This window comes from Marivita sp., from assembly GCF_020055675.1.
Lineage (GTDB): Bacteria > Pseudomonadota > Alphaproteobacteria > Rhodobacterales > Rhodobacteraceae > Marivita.
The window spans coordinates 1-17,394 of the sequence record NZ_JAIPUS010000041.1 but is presented as its reverse complement, the minus strand read 5'-3'; the positions used below and the strand labels follow the sequence as shown (position 1 = coordinate 17,394).

The window sequence follows — 17,394 nt, the reverse complement described above, 5'->3', positions numbered from 1 at the left end:
CGTGTGCAACTCGTCGATGAAGACGATGATGGGTGTCTCGGAGGCCTGAACCTCCTTGATGACGTTTTTCAGGCGCTCTTCGAATTCGCCCTTCACACTCGCACCCGCCTGCAAGAGGCCCATGTCGAGACTGACAAGATCGGCACCTTGCAATTGTTCGGGGACTTCACCCGAGGCGATCTTCTGCGCCAGGCCCTCGACCACCGCCGTCTTGCCAACCCCGGGCGCGCCCAGAAGGATCGGGTTGTTCTGACGTTTGCGCAAAAGCACATCAATGGCCTTGGCAACCTCGTTGGTGCGACCGAGAACCGTGTCAAGCGCGCCATCACGGGCCAATTGTGTCAGGTTGACCGTATATTTCTGCAAGGCGGTCGCATCACCGCCACCGACGGCATGGCCACTCTCCCCCTCGCGGGGCAGGGCTGCGATGCTCCGGCTTTGTTCGGCCGCAAAAGCTCCGAGCGCATCCGTGGACATCGGCCTGAGACCTTGCAGCGCCACGGCTTTGGCCCCCAGCGTGTTGGGCAACTGGGACACCAGGAGGAAAACCTCGGGCGTGATTTGGCCCATAGACATCTCGACAGATGCATGCAGCCAGGCTTGTTCTATCAGTTTGCTCAGGGAGCCGGACAGGGTCGGCTGCTGTTGTCCATTGCCTGATCCGTGCGGCATCTCCCGTTCCAGCTCGGATTGGAGTTCAGACAGATTGACGCCCTGATCCTCAAGAAACGCCTGCAGTTCGGCATTGCTGCCGTAAATGATGTGATAAAGCCAATGCGCCGGCTCGACCGTGGCGGTTTTGCGCTTGATAGCTTCGCCCACCGCGTTCTCGAGATCGGCTTTCAGGGATGGGGACAAACGGGCAACAAGTTTCGTCAGGCTGGCCAATGGAAGATACCTTATGCGAAGATTTCAGTGAGTTTGATGCTGGCGCGAGCGTCGGGACGGTGCTCGGGCTTCAGAAGATGATACGCTCCCAGACGATCGGCACGTTCGGGTCGTGCCGAAAGGCAAGGGGGCGCAAGACAGCTCCGAGTGATCGTGGCGTAGAAGCTCACTGGCACCGGATCGCGCAAATATTGCGCTGTGACCGAGCGGAGCTCGGCCAATCCTTGCGTATCGCCAATCAGCGTATTGAGTTCCCCGCGGTTGGCACAGGAGATCCGGACAGAGATGTGTCCCATCGGCGTGCGTCCGAACCGACCCAGAAGCGCTCCCGCTCCGAGTGCGACAGCCGAATGCCTGCAGGCGGTCAGGGCGCTCAGACTGTCGCTATCGATCGGGCGCAAGGTGTCAAATTTGGCGGAAACCGACACCGTGGATCCGGTCCACCACCCCAGCATCTCACGCAAACCCTCAAGGCTGCGGGTGCGCGACAAAAGCGGCATAAGCAGCTTTAAATAATGGGTGTCCTCCGGGCTGCGTTTAACCATACGCAAAAGCCGGGAAAGGATCGAGGCGACGGCCCGCCCGCGATCATCCTGTGTCGCCACCAGAATCGAGGCGCTACGCGCGCGCACTTCGAGCGCCAGAAACCGACGGTCAAAAATAGCCAGAAAATCGCGCAGTCCAGTGTCATCGTCATGCAAGGCCGAGAGCATCGCAAACTGGATGTGATCCGGAAGCGCACTGTCGAAGCTGGTCAAGGGCGCCTCTGCCAGCGCTGTTGTGGTGATGCCGCTGTTCTGTGCCAACGCGCCACCCGATTGCGTGCCATCGGGATAAGGATCAAACGCCCCCTCGTGCAAAGCACGCGTGTAATCCGGCACATTCAGCCGCTCGGCCTGCACCAAGGGCAGGTCGATCAGGACCCGGGCGGTCTTGTCCTTTATCCGCATATCTGAGCCCCGTGCTGTCGCTTGAAGACCTTGAAGGGGTGCGTGCGGCCACGCTCGCGCAGGCTCAATTTGAAGAACCGGTCATAGCTGACGAGGGACGCAAAATAGAGATGCAGCGCGGTTGCAAAGACATGCCGTGCAAAGGGCAGCGCTTCGACATCAAGCACGACTTCGATATGGCTGCCCGATGACAAAAGCACCTTGCGACCGATCTGCACGGGCGCGATGGATTGGGTGATTTTCACATCCCATATCGCGTTTGCCACATCGGCATAGCCGGACGGAGCGCAGAGATGCAGCGCCTCCGTGAGCGCCTTTACCGGGCTTTGAGCATCGAACACGGTGGTGAAATTGCCGTTGATCAGCGAAAGCACATCCCACAAGCGTTCTACACGCATGTCAGGCAGGATGGGGACGCTGGGCTCGTCAAGCAGCCGAAATGGTGTCTCTGCTACACGATCATCACTGAAGAACACCCGCGTGCCTGGACGCAGTGCAAAGGCCGCTTTGCCATTGGAGCAATAGAGATCTGCCACGAAATCCAGCGGCTCGGGATCGTTGCCGAGATCTGCCTCGACCGAGAAACTCACCTCGCGGCGGGCGAGATCGAACTCTCCAACGGTGAACCGTTCCTGCCAGACCGGGAGGCTCCGTGCATCGCGCCGCCTGGAAGAGGTGATCTGCGGCAGCAGCGCCTCTCCCTCTGAGGTCAATTTGCGGATATCCCTGATCTGCAGACACGCAACATCCATATCCGAGGCCGAGCTCGGTTTGACCGGCACCTGTGTCCGAGCGTAGTCATATCGGACCGGGAGAGACTGGTCGAGATAGAGGTTCACGACCGGCACGACATTGGTCAGCACGTCTCCGGATCGCAACGAGGATAGCTTCTGCGCACCCTGGCTTGATAGAAAGAAACGCAGCTCGACAGGGCCTACGGGGACTTTGGAGAAACCGCCATCTGTTTCCGCGAGCGTGAAGAACGACGCCTTGTCGGGATAGGCGAGAAAGTCTCGCAGCCGCGATAGCGCCGGAGGCTGTGTCGCCTCTCGGGGCAGAAACGTGCTTTTTTCATGCCCCATCGTGAGTCCAAACCCATCGAGGGGCAACATGTGACTATGCCGCGCGATTTGCTGACCCGTCCGTGCAGGTGCATACCCCACGCCCAGCACGTCTCCGCTGAGCACATCGATCAGCCGGTGTTTGCGTCCCCCGGAAGCCGATACGTAAAGCTCCAAAATATCGAGCCCGACATCTCTCAAACCCTGGGTGTGATCGAACGGTGCCAAGGTGACGCAAATGGCCGCTTCGCAGCCTCTCAGGTCGTCAGGTACATCGAAGCCAAGGGGCGCCCGTTCCAGCGTGACATCATGGATCTCGCAGGGGTGTAGCCCAACATCGCGCACGACCGTGAACAGGCAATCCGCGCCGCCTTCGTCCAACGTCACCGACATTCGTGTGCCGGTCCCAAAGGTTACCGGATCGCTGAACTGATCTGCGCCAGCGTCCAGTTGCACAGCGCCGTAGCTGGGCGCCCCTAAAAGAAAAGTCGGAGCCAGCATCCGGATAAGATCAAGCGCGGTTTCCGGCAAGGTGTCGTCAAGCCGCTTGGCAAGACGGGCCGCATGCAGAGCCACTGAATCCGCCAACCGCTGGACATCCGGATCCGAAGAGCGCCCTGCATTGATTCCGAGCGCCTTGGCTTTTTGCGGATGACTTGTCTCGAACGCGTCAAAGGCACGACGTATGTAGTCCAGCTCGGTTTCATAATATTGGAGGATCTGGTCCATGGGTTCAGTTCGTCCCCTCGGCATATTGATCCATCCGGGACAAGGTTTTGACGATCTCTACCTTGTCGGTCCCGTCTTGGGTGCGCACCGCGCCTGCGATGTAGAAGGTCACTGAATTCTCGGTTGTGTCCTCCTGCAGGGAAATCTCGGACATCAGCGCCAGTCGCGGCTCGAATTTTTCCAGACGGTCCCGTAGCATGCGGCGCACCTGCGTGTTGCGCTGCCCCTCTCCCAGAGCCCAATCCATCGGCACGCCAAAACACAGGTTAGAAACTCTGACGTGTGGCAGCTCAGGCCCGACAACCTGTTCAGGGGCAACAGATTGCAGCAATGTCTCGACATGACGGCCAACCCGAACATCTATGCTCTGGTCGTCCGGCATGTTGAGAAAAGCAGAGGCAAAACTCATCTACGCGACCTTTCCCAGTTTGCCGGCGCCAAAATCGGTACGCAGCGTGATTTCACCAAGCACGTTGTCGATCTGGTATTGCGGCCGCACGATGACTTCGCACTGGAACCGCGCGCGGTCCGTGGAGGATTCAGAGATCCGCACGCGCGCGCCCTGCAGTGGAAACCGGGCCTGCAACTCGTTTGAACTGCTGGAACCCGAGACATAGGGATCAAACCAGTCGTTGAGGATTTGCTCACATTCGGCAGAGGTCTTGACCTGTCCGATCAGGGCGCGGATCTGAACCTTTAGATAATGTACGATCCGACAGGCAATCATGACCGATTGCAGCTGGGTCACGATCTCGGCTGAGGCCGAGCCCCCGGTATCGGTCACCGAGCGATTGCCCACGAAATAGAGCAGGTTTGTCTTGGGGCTTTCCGCAACCGGGATGAAACCCTGCTCCGAATACATATGCGCAAGATTGCGGGTCATGCGCACCTGCGCGCGCGCGCCGCGGGCGCAGCCCGTCGGAATCGGATGCTCGGTGGGGGCCAGAACAGCTCCCTCCCCCGGGGTAGCCCCGACCAGCTTGAGAAATCCAAACCAGGCGCAGCGCTGGAATTCCGCGACAGCCGTGCGCAGGAAATCATAAGCCGCCGACCCCCAAAGCCCGTCACTCTCTGAAGGCCATTGATGAAACCGAAACCCGATATCGAGATCCTCGTATCGTCCTCGCAGTTGCGTCCTGAGCATGACCAGCGCCAGGAACCGTGCATTGGGTAGTTTTCGAAGGGTTTGCCAGCTGCGATATTCCTCGCCGTTCAGGATTTTGGCGATCCGATGAGCATCCGTCAGCCACGCCGCATCGGTTTCGCCAAAAAAATCATCCGCCACACCCATGATGATCGGACACATGACGATCTCTGCCAGTTCGCAGACCAGCTGGGCCGTGTAGAGATCATCAAACTCTGTCTCGAGACTCATCGAAAGCGGATGGTCGAGCATCGCGAGTCCGAAAGGCTCACCCCCCAGGGTGTCCAACTCGCGTTGGCCCATAAGCTTGTAGAGCACCGATTGGCGCATCTCGCTTGTATAATGCAGATCCCGCGACAGCTCTTCCCAGCTCAAATCAAGGATCTTGACCTTCACCGACGGCGCCCCGCGCTTGGCCCACACAACGCTCGCCAGTCCGGTCCAGCGGACTTCCATCTGCTTGAAGTCAGGCGCTTCTAGGATCGCGTTCACTTGCGCACACAAGATATCGTCGATGTCCAGAACCGCACGACGCAGGAAAGAGGTCAGTGTTGTCAGATCGGAAAAGCGTGCGCGAAGACGGTCCAGTTGCGCATCTGGAATATCGTCCGTTCCCGCTGCCTCTGAGGACAGCGGGGACGGCGATGATACAAGAGCCGATACACCGGTCACAGGGCCGCCATCACCCGCCCGGGATCTTCGTAACCATACGCACCGAAGTCGTCAGCTCTTCCAGCTGCAACCAGGGACGCAGATATGCCACGGCGGAATAGGCTCCGGGCTTGCCCGGCTGCTCGATCACCTCGATCGTGCTTTCCGCAAGCGGTGTCTTGGAACGTTCTGCGTTCCCCATCGCGCCCGCATTGGTGTACTGATCGATCCAGGACTGCAATTGGGACTTGATGTCGGTGGCTTCCAGATTGGAACCCAACATGTCCCGACCCATGACCTTGAGGTAATGCGCGATACGGCTCGACGCCATGATGTAGGGCAGACGCGCGGAAATAGCTGCGTTCGAAGTCGCATCCGGGTCCACAAACACCTTCGGGCGTTGCGCGGTCTGGCTGCCGATGAACACGGCATGGCTGGTGTTCTTGTAATGCACCAACGGCAGGAAGCCGAGATCCGACAGCTCTTTTTCGCGTTCGTCAGTAAGGTTCACCTCGGCCGGGCAGGCCTGTTGCACATCCCCTGCATCCGACTTGAAGGTCAGGTTGGGCAATTGATCGACCTTGCCACCATTCTCCAACCCACGGATCGCCGTACACCAGCCAAAAGCCGTGAACGCCTCGTTCATCTTCAAGGCCAGGTCGTAAGCGGCGTTCGACCAGACCAGTTCGCTGTTGTCCTTGGGACGCTGGTTGCCCTCGGCATCAGTGCCCAGCTCGTGATACTCGAAGGTCTTTGCCGAACCGCCATTGGCGCCATAAGGCAGGCGTGCAAGCGTCGCCGGGAGGGTCAGGGTCACATAGCGCGATTCATCGCTGTCGCGGAAACCGTTCCAGGCCGCATAAGTCGGAGAGTCAAACCCGGCAGCCACGGGGCGGCCTTCGGCAAAACTCTCGAAGCTCTTGTACTCGAACATCGTGGCACCGGCCGCCGCCACGAACGGCGCATGACAGGCCGCTGCCGTTTCCGCCATATAGGTCAGAAGCGCCACATCCTCGTCGTCGTAGCCGAAGAAATAATCTCCGAGCAGCAGACCGTAGGGTTCACCGCCAGCCGTTCCGAACTCATCCTGGTACAGCGCTTCAAACAGCGGGCTTCGGTCCACCGCCGGCGCATCCTCGAACTGTTCGAGAAGCTCGTCCTTGTTGTAGTCTACCAGCTTGATCTTCTGCTGCGGACCGATTTCGGAATTCCGGACAACCTTTTGAACGCCGCGCCAGGAACCCTCGAGCTTTTGAAACTTGTCGTTCTGCATGATTGCCGACATCTGCTTTGACATCAGCTTGTCGATCTCGGCGACGGCCTTGCGGATCGTCACACCGACATTCTGGTCCCAGACAATGGAGCCTTCCATCGCCTGCGCGGTCAGAACCGACAAGAGTTCCTTGGTCTGGTCTGCCGGCGTCTGGGTCGTCGCTTCAAGAGCCCGATCAAGAAGACTGATCTTTTCCTGGGCTTCCGTGGTCGGAGCTGCGCCGCCACCTGCTTCAGTTTCCGACATGATTATTCTCCATCATTTTCGGTGCTTACGCCAAGTTCCTCACCGAGCGCCTTGACCATGTCTGCATCCTGGAGGATTTCCTTGAGTACCTTCTCCAAATCCCGCGAGCGATCTGCCTTGGCCACGAGTGTCATCAGGTTTTCCCGCGTTTGCGCCAGGTTGCGCAGAGGCTCGACCTTGTCGACAATTGCATCCGGCTCGAAATCTTTCATCGATTTGAAATCCAGCTCGACCTGGAATTCCGATCCGTCGTTCTGGATCTTGTTCTCAACCGTGTAGCTCAGCTTCGGTCCGACCCGTCCCATCACATCGTTGAAATTGTCCTTGTCGACCGAATAGAAGGTACGATCGTCCAAAGCCTCTTTGTCTTCGCGGTCACCGGAATATCCACCGATCATGCCAATGATGAAGGGCAGCTCCTTTTTCTGCACCGAACCGTTATCCTCGACATCAAACGTGATGCTGACCCGGTTCTTGCTGACACGCTTTTGTTGTGCGTTCAGTGCCATGCTTTCGTCTCCTTGGATTACTTCTTCGCTTCTGCGTTGCCCGAAACCAGCTCACCGGTCTTAAGATCGAACTTGACGGTATCGCCCTTGGTCACGGCACCTGCTTCGTCTTCAACGTAGTAAGTGATGGACACGGTGGTGAACGAGATGCTCATGGTGTTCTGACCGGGCATCACATCATAGCTGGACAAGCGGCCCTGCTCGACAGTGACGATCTTGACGGGGACGAGACCCTTGCCATCGTTCTTCTGCTTGGTTTCGAGGATCTCGAATGTCTTCCCCTTGTCGCCCGGTGAAAAGAACAGGGTCGACAGAACTGCAGAGGCATTGTCAGCTCCGCGGGACACCGAAAGATCCGAGATCGCAGGAACACCGACCTCTGCGTCTCCAGCAGAGCCCACAGCTACATGGACAGAGCGCGCAAATCCAAGTGTATAGCTGCTGACTGGAAAGAAGCCTTTCTTTCCCGCAATCTCTTTGATGGTGGCCATACCGGGAAATTTGTCGATCCCGTCGACCCGCATGAACAGTCCAGACATGTTGTTTACCTTCTCTCTGCTGGATTAATTTATTAGTCTAAGCATCTGATTTACCATTGAAAATCATCAACTGGTAAGTCAGGATCAATTGACCCTGGATCTTCTGGAACATCTGTCTGATCCCCAGAGACGGGCTCGGAAACAGGGGCCGCGCTGCTCGGCGTTGCCGCCGCAAGGGGTTCGGAGGCTTGCGGCGCGGCAACAGCGGCCTCCGTCGGAACGGATGGCACCGGTATGGCGGATGCATAGTTTGACAAGGTGGGATGCTCGACCCCCTCCGCAGTGCGTGATCCGCCCTTGCCAAACGTATCTGAGAACCCCTGGCTTTCGAGTCCGGTCATCAGCGCCATCTGGGCCATGCCGACACTCCCATCCGTCAGGATCTCGCGATAGAGTTCACCGGCGCTCAGATTGCCCCAGCGCACGGCACGATCCAGTAACAGGCATATGGGCGAATGCGGCTCCGTCGTCCGAAAATAGGCGGCAAGACGTGCGATCGCCATCAGTGCATCTGTCCGATTGGCTACATTGGCCGTTGGGTCAAACCCGATATTCGTCGCTCCGGCACGCGCGGTTTGCGGCGTAGTGGCCTCTGCGTCGCCAGCCAGAGCTTCGGAACTTTCAATCTGTGTCTCGTCTACAGCCTCAGCCACACCAGGCCAGGGAAATCCCATCCCTTCAACAAGCCGTTGCACCGCGGCCAGCATATCGGTCGCAAGGCGACGGCCATATCCGATTGGCGGAGGTGTCTGCCCGTGCTGGGCTGCGTATTTCTTGAGTCCAACGTCTAACCTATCGAATTGGCGCACCATTTCCTGAAGCGCTTCGATCTTCTGCATCAACCCATCGGCATCCGCCTCGAGCGCTGCACTGGTTTCCGCGCGAAGCTGATCAAGCGAACCGTTTTTCTCTGCCAAGATGTACTTGCCATAAGTCACCTCGCCGATCAGCCGATGCGCTGTCATCGGAGCGGCAAGCAAACCGCTGCCTTCGACCTCGCCCACCAGTTGAACGAAGGGCCGCAGCCGGAGTTCAGCGATCTCTGAGGCACGCGCCTCATCGGTATCGCCCTTGAGCTTTGGCGGCGGCGGAAGTGGCTGCAAATCGTCGATGCTGTCTTCAACCAGATCCGCCAGCACTGTCAGTGCCGCTGCGGTGTTCGGAAAAGGCCGGTCCAGATGCAACTGCGCTGCCGCGAACCATGTCAGGATTTCGAGATCCTTGGAGGTTTCTTTCAGGCAGGTTTCACATCGCTCCGCAAGCAGAGTCCAAGCGGTAGTATTAGCGGCTGCCAATTCCCGGTTCTCAAGAGATTCCTGCGTTTCCGACAGGCTCCGCCAAGCCGCCTGCGCTGCATTGAACGCATTGCGCAACCCTCGATAGATTGGCTTTTCTCCCTTGAGATAAATACCAAATGCGAGGTCTCCGGGTATGGGGGCCTTCAACTGTTCCATGACGCATCCGCAATCATCAGCCCTTCAAGCGCGCACCAAGTCATTGTACGACCTCCGCGACACCAATAAGGGACAAGGGTGGATAAAGGTCGAGCTGTTGCGCGGACGTCATGTTGAGAATGACCGAGTACCGGTTCAACGCCTTGATCGGCAGCGCTTGGGGGGCTTGGCCTTCCAGCAAGATTTCGGCAGCCTGGCCTGCTGCGAGACGCCCTACATTGGCGTAACTCGTGCCAATGGCCATAAGCGCGCCGCTCTCTTGCACCATCTGAGTATAGGCAGAGAAAACGGGGAGGTCGACCGCGGCGGCTGCCGCCACGAATTCGGCCTGATGTTCAAGATTGTACGAGCTGGAGCCAACATAGATCGCTTCGGCCTCTTTCGCCTTCAGCGCAGCAATCGCCTCTGGAATCTGGCTGGTCGCAACATCTCCCTCGGCATCGGGTGCATAAAGATGCTCAATCAGCGTGAACCCAAACTCCTCGGAGAGATCGCGCAGCTTTTCGGTATTGAGCGTTGAATTCAGTTCTCCGGGATGATTCAGAACACCCAGTCGATCAGGCCGGAAATACTCGAACATCAAGCGCAATTGCACCGCTTCGGGCACCCGGTTGCGCACACCTGACACATGATCGCGGCCGCTGGAGTCGTAGCTTTCGACCAAGTCGGACCCGACAGGATCCGCCACGATCATGAACAGCGCCGGAATATCTCCCAGGGCAGAGCCCCTGCCATGTTCCGCACGCGTCCCCAAAATGGAACGGGACACTGTGGTGCCCCAAGTCACGACAAGGTCCGGTCGCTCGGAAATCAAACGCGCCTGCACCTCAGAGAGCCGTTCCTTGTCACGCTCCACATCGGTCACATCGACACGCACGGGCAAATCCCGGTCTTCGAAATACCGGATGAAGCCCCGGCAGGCCTCTTCACAGCCCCGCCAGACAACCATGTGAATGCGGCTTGTTTCCGTGCTCGACACTTGTCCCTGCGCCAGGGCCGGAACCACGCTGACAAGGGCGCAGGCCGCCGTTCGCACCAATCGGGTAAAGAAACGCTCAAGCATGGGCAAACCCCTTGCCGCGCTTGACCGAGAGCGCCGCCATGGCAAGGCCAAGGAATGCCACGGTCAGACCGATGATGGCCGCCACCTGACCGTAGTCCAGCTTGACAAGAAGGCTCGCCACGACAATCGGACCAATCACTGAACCGATCCGTTCGCTAGTCCGCAGCAGGCTGAGAGCACCAGTCCGGGTGATGTCCGGGCTCTGCTCGGCCGCTTCCATGGCAGCCACGATCAGCGGCGCCTTGAGGAACGCATGAACAACCCCAAGAGCTGCAACAACCGCCAGAACCGCAGCCACGCTTGCGCTTTGATATAGCCCCACAAGGACAATGCCCGACAGCACCGTCGCCCCGATCACCATCCAGAGGTTCTTGCCAAGACGGTCGGCAAAGCTGGATGCCAGAGGGCTGATGGGAATGATGATCAGGGAGTAAAGCATCATGACGCGCCCGATTTCGGACTGTGTCGCATCGAGGCTCGCAAGATAGATCGGTACGAAAAGATAGAGAAAGCCCGTCAGGATGACCTTGGCGGGGATCGCACAAAAGAGCACGATGAGAACGAATTGCGTGTTGCGCATCAGGACTGCAACCGGGTTGCGGCTGGTACCCTGTGGCACTTTCTTGACCTCGGCCGCGGGCAGATCGGTGCTGAGCATCGACCATCCCAGAACGCCCGCAAGCATGGAAAATCCCGTGGCGATCAGGAACACTGGCTTGTATCCCAGCCAATCCGCAAGAATCGCGCCGATCGCTGTGCCACACATTGTGGCGGTCATCAGCACACCGACAAAGATCGCCATGCCACGGGCCCGGTTTTCCGCAACAACGACCGCGGCGATATAGCTTTGACAGCTTATGGTGATCACGGCGTACCCGACCGCCGTCATCGAGCGACCGATCAGGATGTCATTGGCGCTCGCCGCAAGAAAACAGATTAAATATCCGGCAATTGCCGGCAGCAACCCGGCCATGAACAAGGTCTTGTTTCCAAACTTGTCCACCAGGCGCCCGGCAAAAGGCGTGAAGACGGCAATCACGAACATGAACGCCGAGATCGGCAACCCCATCATGATGTCGCGCGCGAAGAGATCGCTCTCCGAGTGGAATTCCGCCACGAAAAGCGGCAGGAAGGACTTCTGCAATTCCTCCGCAAAGCAGAAAACGAAAAGCGGAATGCGCGCATCCATGATGGAGGCACCGCTACGCTTGTCAGTCACATACAGCCCCCGTCGGTCTCCAAAAGCAGAAAGTGCCACCCTGCGCGCGCCGTCTGCCATTTTGCGCAAAGCCGATGTCAGGGCATCGCGCAGGTGCGCATTCTGTGTATTGAGCGCATGGATGAACTGAGCAATCCGGCGGGACCCGCGTCCCACCTCGTATTGACGCAAGTCTCCCGAAGCGCGGCGGTTGATCGCGGTCTCAGCAAGCCGGAAAGGCTCTGTCAGCTGCGACGCAGAAACGACCACCACGACTTCCAGAGCCACCAACGAGACAGCAATCAGGATCACCAGCGTATCAAAGAAGACCGATGCCATCTTTCCGTTGAGGTAAGACTCATCAATTGTGGCCTCAACGCGCGCAAGAATAACGCCATCAGGCGACACATCCGCCGAAACAGTCTCCAAGCCACCGGCACCACCCAGAAGAATGGCAGTAACCTCACCGATTTCCTCGATGACGGTTGCAGCCAATTTGCCGTCCATAGCCGTGTCTCGAGGACTCGCGCTCGCTTCCCCCAAGGATCGCTCGTCGCTGCCGGTCACAGCAACCACACGCATCTCCTTGACCTCGGGATGGCTTGTGATGAGGTCATTGATGTGGGCGTCAAGCCCCCGGATCTCGTCAAAGGGAATGCCGATGCTCATCGCGTATTCGATGTCGCGCTGCACAGTGACAGCAACCGCACGCGCCTTATCCTCAAGGAAGGGGCGCAAGCCTGCGTTGAATTCGGAAACCGTAACAATCAGGCTTAGCGTTGCAGCCAGAACCATCGCGACCGTGGTGCTGAGAAACAGTCTACGGGAAAATCCCTTCATCAGGGAAACGGGTTGCGCAGCCGACTTCATGTCTGCGTCTCCGTGGTGGCTGGTGTATCAGTGAGCAACAGCGTTTCGAATTCTCGCTCCGCAGTTTGATAAGCCATATCGCCCTCGGAAATGGCGTGCCGCAGCGCGTCTGTTTCAGCAGTTTGATTGTTCGGCGACGCCGCCTCATCAAGCGAAAGGGCTTGGTAGGCATGCCGCACTGATGAGAACTGGAAAATGATAAACGGCACGAGCAGCACCGAAATCGCACCGAAAATGATCACATACGCGTTGGTCATCCGATGGAAGGTCAAGCTTGACTTTTGAATGAAGGATTCTGTCGGGGTGGTCAGGATCACAGCGCCCATGACGGCGTTGCTGCTGTCATAGAGCAAGCGACCAGTGTAAAGGCGCGATCCGACATCCAGCCGTGTAATGGAATCCCCGCTACCCAGCACGCGTCGCAAGACCTGTTCGCGTTCGGACGCAAGCAGACCCTCGGTGCCAGCCGTCAGAATCGGAACGCCAATCGGCGAAACAATGAGAATTTGTGCAATGGACGGATCACGCCCACGCACACGGTCAATCAAATCCTGAAGACCTGACATCTCATCGATGGCGAACCCGAGGGATTCAGCACGAACAACCGCGGATTCAATCGCCGCGGCAGAAATCTGCAAACGCGACGACGTGGCCTCCGCCATGAGCGCCCTGAGCTTCAGATGATTAAGCGAGCTCTGGAGAAGGAGCATTGCTCCGATTACAAAAAGGATCGAGAGAATCACCTTGACATAAATTTCTCGGAATACGTCCCAATTTGACACAAGTAATCCACCCGACAATTTGCTATTTTCTGTCCCGCACAAACCATGTGGGGATCGCACAGTTATTCGTTAGATTTAAGAAACCCTGTGGCTAAGTACCTGAATGGGGGAGCGGCGTGATGCAATAGCACGTTAGTTTGAAAGGATTAACTTTCGATAATAAACGCCATTATTTTAATCAAAAACTGCGAATAAGATAATAAATAATCTTTAGTTTGTCCTCCACTCAGGCGCAGCCAGGTCCTTTAAAAGTAGGGCTTGCTCCCTTGGCATACGAAGCCCCAAGGCGAACAGGCGGCACGCAAATAATGTTTCACCGAAGGAAAGGTTTTCAGGATTTTACACGAGCATGCTGCCGAAGCGAAGCTTTCGCAGCCGTGTCGCAAGCAGGCATGTCCGATACCATTGTCAACGTCGAATTAACAACCCCAGAAGTGCCCCAGAAAAGCCCTCAACTTGTACAGGCCTGATGATCAGCTGGCTGCCGTGATCGGCGGCTCCATTTTTGGTTTTGCGCGGTCCCGTGCGCCGATTTGGCGGGGTGGTAGGTGGTACTGCCACGCTGAGAGGGGTCCTGGTTCTGAAGTCACCCGTTGAAGGCGCAAACCCTGTCTCGACGTCTCCTTTTTAAGACCGATCCCTGATGGTGCGCGCCCAGGCGTGCATCCCCGTTGGGGGCTGAAAGCTTGCCAGAGTCCGCCCGTAGAAAAACTGGGAATTTCTCGTTGACCGGGCCGTAAGGCACACACATAACTGGCTTTTGATGCAACACGTGTGATGTTGTTTTGCTATCCGATAATTGGAAGGGGGTCCGACTGCGCGGGTCGGTACCGGATCACCACGACCATATCGACTGCCTTGCGTCGTGAGGTTCTGTTGGACAAGAGAAACAAATAAAGCATATTTTGCATTTCAATCACTGAGGATTGCGGCGTGGAAATGCCGCATTTCTGCTTACGCTTTTCAAGCGTTCAACGAGGATACAGATGGCTGAACAGGAATCGATACTCGTCAAGCTGACAGTTGACGGTAAGACAGATTACGATGTGGAAGGTTTTATCCTTGAGGAATCCTTGTTTGAGGTTCCGACCTACAAGGTAACGGTCCTTGATCAAACATCCCAAATGACAGCGTTTCTCGGTAAGCCCTGTACCATTGAGCTGGTCAAGGAAGTTTATGCGGACGCCAAGCCGCGTGCCTTTGCCGGGCTGGTGATGTCGGTAGAGCGCATCGTTTCGAAGAGTGGCTCCCCGGCGCTTGATATTGTCATTCGCCCCCCATTGGCCGTCTTGGCTTTGAGTGTTGGCAACGCGGTCTATGAGAAGAAGACGTCGCTTGATATTCTCAAGACGGTCCTTGAACGCAATAACCTCAAGAAGCTCACGGTGACCGGAAGTAAGCCGACTGTGAAACGTGACCTCGTGATTCAGTATAATGAGAATGATCTGGATTTTGTGCGTCGTATCCTCGCGGAAGAAGGGCTCACCTTTTATTTCAACAATGGTACCTCAGCTGAGACCCTTGTCTTGCATGATACTCAGAAACCGTTTCCCAGCAACGTCAAAGGCATCAAGCTGACCGATGCCGAATTGTCAGATGTGGAACGGATGGAAGCCCAAACACTGACGTTGAGCCACCGCTTGCGACCGGGCAAGGTCGAATTGCTGACCTATGATCCGGACAAGGCTGACAAGGCGTTGGCGTCCAAGTCTTTGACACTTGACGCCAAGACAATGGAAAAGCCTGGAATCGTTGAATACCGCCCAATGACCGTGCCGCCAGGCAAAGTCTCGGGCACGGAATTGAACGTAGCCTCCGATGCCCACCGGAGAGATGAGCTTGGCCTGACAGGGACATGCGAGCATCCCGGCATGCATCTTGGGCAGGCTCTGAATATTGCGTCTTCAGGACATAGCGAGATTGCAGGGGATTACGTGATCGTCGGGTTTCGCTATCGTCCGGTACGTGGCAACGCGTTGCATTGTACCTTCGAGGCCATCCCGAAAAGCCATAAGGCAGTCCCCGAACGCGCAGCCAAGCCTTTGATTGCCGGGGTGCATAATGCAATTGTGATTGGCGGAAAGGGGTCAAAAGCCGGAACGCCTTTCTGTGATGCGGAAGGACGTGTGCATGTGCGGTTTTTCTGGGACAAGGAAGGCGAGAATACAGTCTGGCTGCGGGTGGCCGAGCCCTATGCCGGCAAAGGTTATGGCGCCCAGTTCATCCCGCGGGTTGGGCATGAGGTCCTGGTGTCCTTCCTGCATGGCGATCCGGACGCGCCCATAATCACCGGGCAAATCTACAATGCCAAGCACAAGCCTCCCTTCATCGCCAAAAACACCACGCGTTCGGGATTTCGCAGCCAGCTGGAAGGGGAAGCCAATGAATGGGAATTCGATGACAAGAAGGACGCTGAGCTGATCGCCGTTCGGGCAGCGCGGGACTACAACCTGATTGTCAAAAATGACGTGCTGCGCGACGTCAAGAAATCGGACACCACAAAGATCGGCGAAACCTGCAAGCTCGAGATCAAGAAGGATTTTGTTACCAGTGTCACTAATGCGATCAAAGTGAGTGCCAAGAACCGCAGCGCTGATATCGAAGCTGACGACAAGGTAACCGCCAAGACCATCACCTTGGAGGCCGACAGCAAGCTTGTCTTGAAAGTGGGCAGCTCGTCCATTGAACTGTCCTCGTCAGCCATCAAGATCTCGACCCCGACACTAACGGCCGAAGGCAAATCGAAAGCCGATCTCAAATCCGGTGGTGCGCTCAGCGTCAAGGGTATGAAAGTGGATGTGAAAGCCGATACGGCGCTTGCCTTGCAAGGCATGAAGGCCGATCTGAAAGCCAGTGCAATGCTCTCCGTGCAAGGCGCGATCTGCGATGTTAAGGGCTCTGGCATGGTGAAGATGCAAGGTGGCATATGCATGATCAATTGATGGGTGTGTGATGCTCCGAAAAATCCCTTTTGAGACGAGTGCCCACGTTATTGGGCGTTTCGCGCTCAGTGAAGACGCAGAGCAGCTGGTTCACGCAGACATGTCGCCAGAGCTGGCGCTTCAGACCTTGCACGAGAAGACCCTGTTCGTTGATCTTGTGCATTATTTTGCCCATGGCATGCCTCCCAGGGAGGGAGTATGCTGGGCCCTTGCCGTGCAGGGTGACCTGCTGTGTGAGCCAAATGTCGAGGAGCAGGCATTGCGCGCGCAAGTGGCGCAATGGGTGCGTGACCCGCAGGAAGGCACTCGCGTGGCGCTCATGCAGGCCGCTGAGGCGCGAGGTCACGAAGACCCGCTTGGTTGGCTGTGCAACGCGGTGGCCTGGAATGGTTCGGGCAGCATCGGCCCCATAGATGGTCCGGTAGTTCTGCCTCCGGCAAGGCTCCATGCGAGTGGGCTTCTCGGAGCCATTGCTCTGCTGGCAGGTGAAACCGAGGAAGATTTGGCGGCTGCCCGGCAGGCAACGTATAATCGCGGCATGGAAGTTGCCCATGGCGGCTGGCCTGGCGTGATCAACTAGGAAGATTGAATAGATGCCTGGAACACCCGCTTCTCGTATCACGGACATGCATGTCTGCCCAATGGTGACAGGAATCGTGCCGCATGTTGGCGGCCCGATTGCCATGCCTGCCGCTCCGACGGTTCTGATCGGCATGTTGCCGGCGGCTGGAATGGGCAGCATGGCTGTCTGCGTTGGCCCTCCCGACACCGTGGTCAAGGGCAGCGCCACTGTTCTCGCGGCCAAAAAACCCCTCGCGCGCATGGGCGATCAGTGTGCGCACGGGGGAACAATTGCCCTCGGGTGCCCAACCGTTCTTTGCGGATAGCCAATTGTTCCCTCTCTGATCATCACACAGTCTCTCGTCGATCACCGTGAATTGATGCGGCGGGTGCCCCTGACCTGGTACTCCCCCCCGAAAGTAAGGGGCTGCATAAGTAGAATTTTCTCGGCAAGATGAACGAGGAGATTCTGAATGAAGACAAGCAGATACACTGAGGCGCAGATCATCGCGATCCTGCGTCAGGCCGAAGGTG

The 17,394-nt window shown here is 57.2% G+C and carries 15 protein-coding genes; 3 read left to right on the top strand and 12 right to left on the bottom strand.

Features of this window, described 5'->3' with window-relative positions; all coding sequences use genetic code 11:
- The 12 genes from LCF59_RS16360 to LCF59_RS16305 all read right to left on the bottom strand — a co-directional run.
- A partial coding sequence (locus LCF59_RS16360) for an AAA family ATPase (protein ID WP_292288693.1) occupies positions 1-888 on the bottom strand: 888 nt, incomplete at its 3' end.
- 11 nt (positions 889-899) lie between these two features.
- The gene (locus tag LCF59_RS16355; protein WP_292288692.1) at positions 900-1,838 is read right to left on the bottom strand and encodes a type VI secretion system baseplate subunit TssG; all 939 of its coding nucleotides are present in this window, start codon (positions 1,836-1,838) and stop codon (positions 900-902) included.
- On the bottom strand, positions 1,829-3,628 hold the full coding sequence (locus tag LCF59_RS16350) for a type VI secretion system baseplate subunit TssF (RefSeq protein WP_292288691.1): 1,800 nt from the start codon (positions 3,626-3,628) through the stop codon (positions 1,829-1,831). The genes LCF59_RS16355 and LCF59_RS16350 overlap by 10 nt, the downstream gene beginning before the upstream one ends.
- A 4-nt stretch (positions 3,629-3,632) precedes the next feature.
- Entirely contained in the window at positions 3,633-4,037 is a 405-nt protein-coding gene (locus LCF59_RS16345; protein ID WP_292288690.1) for a GPW/gp25 family protein, read from the bottom strand.
- A complete protein-coding gene (locus tag LCF59_RS16340; protein WP_292288689.1) occupies positions 4,038-5,444 on the bottom strand; it encodes a type VI secretion system contractile sheath large subunit in 1,407 nt (468 codons plus the stop codon). It abuts the gene before it with no gap.
- A 10-nt stretch (positions 5,445-5,454) separates the two neighbouring features.
- The gene (gene tssC / locus LCF59_RS16335) at positions 5,455-6,942 is read right to left on the bottom strand and encodes a type VI secretion system contractile sheath large subunit (protein WP_292288688.1); all 1,488 of its coding nucleotides are present in this window, start codon (positions 6,940-6,942) and stop codon (positions 5,455-5,457) included.
- 2 nt (positions 6,943-6,944) lie between these two features.
- Entirely contained in the window at positions 6,945-7,451 is a 507-nt protein-coding gene (tssB, locus tag LCF59_RS16330) for a type VI secretion system contractile sheath small subunit (protein WP_292288687.1), read from the bottom strand.
- 17 nt (positions 7,452-7,468) lie between these two features.
- Positions 7,469-7,990: a type VI secretion system tube protein Hcp gene (locus tag LCF59_RS16325; protein ID WP_292288686.1), complete on the bottom strand. Its 522-nt coding sequence runs from the start codon at positions 7,988-7,990 to the stop codon at positions 7,469-7,471.
- 50 nt (positions 7,991-8,040) lie between these two features.
- Positions 8,041-9,444, bottom strand: coding sequence for a type VI secretion system ImpA family N-terminal domain-containing protein (locus LCF59_RS16320; RefSeq protein WP_292288685.1), 1,404 nt, complete (start codon positions 9,442-9,444; stop codon positions 8,041-8,043).
- A 40-nt stretch (positions 9,445-9,484) separates the two neighbouring features.
- A complete protein-coding gene (locus LCF59_RS16315) occupies positions 9,485-10,507 on the bottom strand; it encodes an ABC transporter substrate binding protein (protein ID WP_292288684.1) in 1,023 nt (340 codons plus the stop codon).
- Positions 10,500-12,575: an MFS transporter gene (locus tag LCF59_RS16310; RefSeq protein WP_292288683.1), complete on the bottom strand. Its 2,076-nt coding sequence runs from the start codon at positions 12,573-12,575 to the stop codon at positions 10,500-10,502. The genes LCF59_RS16315 and LCF59_RS16310 overlap by 8 nt, the downstream gene beginning before the upstream one ends.
- The gene (locus tag LCF59_RS16305) at positions 12,572-13,357 is read right to left on the bottom strand and encodes a hypothetical protein (RefSeq protein WP_292288682.1); all 786 of its coding nucleotides are present in this window, start codon (positions 13,355-13,357) and stop codon (positions 12,572-12,574) included. Before LCF59_RS16305 ends, LCF59_RS16310 begins: the two co-directional genes overlap by 4 nt.
- A gap of 986 nt (positions 13,358-14,343) precedes the next feature.
- Here LCF59_RS16305 and LCF59_RS16300 point away from each other — a divergent pair.
- The 3 genes from LCF59_RS16300 (at position 14,344) to LCF59_RS16290 (ending at position 17,186) form a co-directional block, all read left to right on the top strand.
- Positions 14,344-16,299 (top strand): type VI secretion system Vgr family protein, encoded by a 1,956-nt coding sequence (locus LCF59_RS16300; protein WP_292288681.1) that lies wholly within the window; start codon positions 14,344-14,346, stop codon positions 16,297-16,299.
- Positions 16,300-16,399: 100 nt separating this feature from the next.
- A complete protein-coding gene (locus tag LCF59_RS16295) occupies positions 16,400-16,879 on the top strand; it encodes a hypothetical protein (RefSeq protein WP_292288680.1) in 480 nt (159 codons plus the stop codon).
- A 13-nt stretch (positions 16,880-16,892) separates the two neighbouring features.
- Complete coding sequence (locus LCF59_RS16290) at positions 16,893-17,186, top strand: PAAR domain-containing protein (protein WP_367273418.1); 294 nt, start codon at positions 16,893-16,895, stop codon at positions 17,184-17,186.
- Positions 17,187-17,394 lie beyond the last annotated feature (208 nt).

Bases quoted from the DNA above. Each gene is read 5' to 3' on its own strand.
- LCF59_RS16325 (WP_292288686.1), bottom strand. From the start codon at position 7,990: ATGTCTGGACTGTTCATGCGGGTCGACGGGATCGACAAATTTCCCGGT.
- LCF59_RS16355 (WP_292288692.1), bottom strand. From the start codon at position 1,838: ATGCGGATAAAGGACAAGACCGCCCGGGTCCTGATCGACCTGCCCTTG.
- LCF59_RS16345 (WP_292288690.1), bottom strand. From the start codon at position 4,037: ATGAGTTTTGCCTCTGCTTTTCTCAACATGCCGGACGACCAGAGCATA.
- LCF59_RS16350 (WP_292288691.1), bottom strand. From the start codon at position 3,628: ATGGACCAGATCCTCCAATATTATGAAACCGAGCTGGACTACATACGT.
- LCF59_RS16290 (WP_367273418.1), top strand. From the start codon at position 16,893: ATGCCTGGAACACCCGCTTCTCGTATCACGGACATGCATGTCTGCCCA.
- tssB (WP_292288687.1), bottom strand. From the start codon at position 7,451: ATGGCACTGAACGCACAACAAAAGCGTGTCAGCAAGAACCGGGTCAGC.
- LCF59_RS16320 (WP_292288685.1), bottom strand. From the start codon at position 9,444: ATGGAACAGTTGAAGGCCCCCATACCCGGAGACCTCGCATTTGGTATT.
- LCF59_RS16315 (WP_292288684.1), bottom strand. From the start codon at position 10,507: ATGCTTGAGCGTTTCTTTACCCGATTGGTGCGAACGGCGGCCTGCGCC.
- LCF59_RS16300 (WP_292288681.1), top strand. From the start codon at position 14,344: ATGGCTGAACAGGAATCGATACTCGTCAAGCTGACAGTTGACGGTAAG.
- LCF59_RS16295 (WP_292288680.1), top strand. From the start codon at position 16,400: ATGTCGCCAGAGCTGGCGCTTCAGACCTTGCACGAGAAGACCCTGTTC.
- LCF59_RS16310 (WP_292288683.1), bottom strand. From the start codon at position 12,575: ATGAAGTCGGCTGCGCAACCCGTTTCCCTGATGAAGGGATTTTCCCGT.
- tssC (WP_292288688.1), bottom strand. From the start codon at position 6,942: ATGTCGGAAACTGAAGCAGGTGGCGGCGCAGCTCCGACCACGGAAGCC.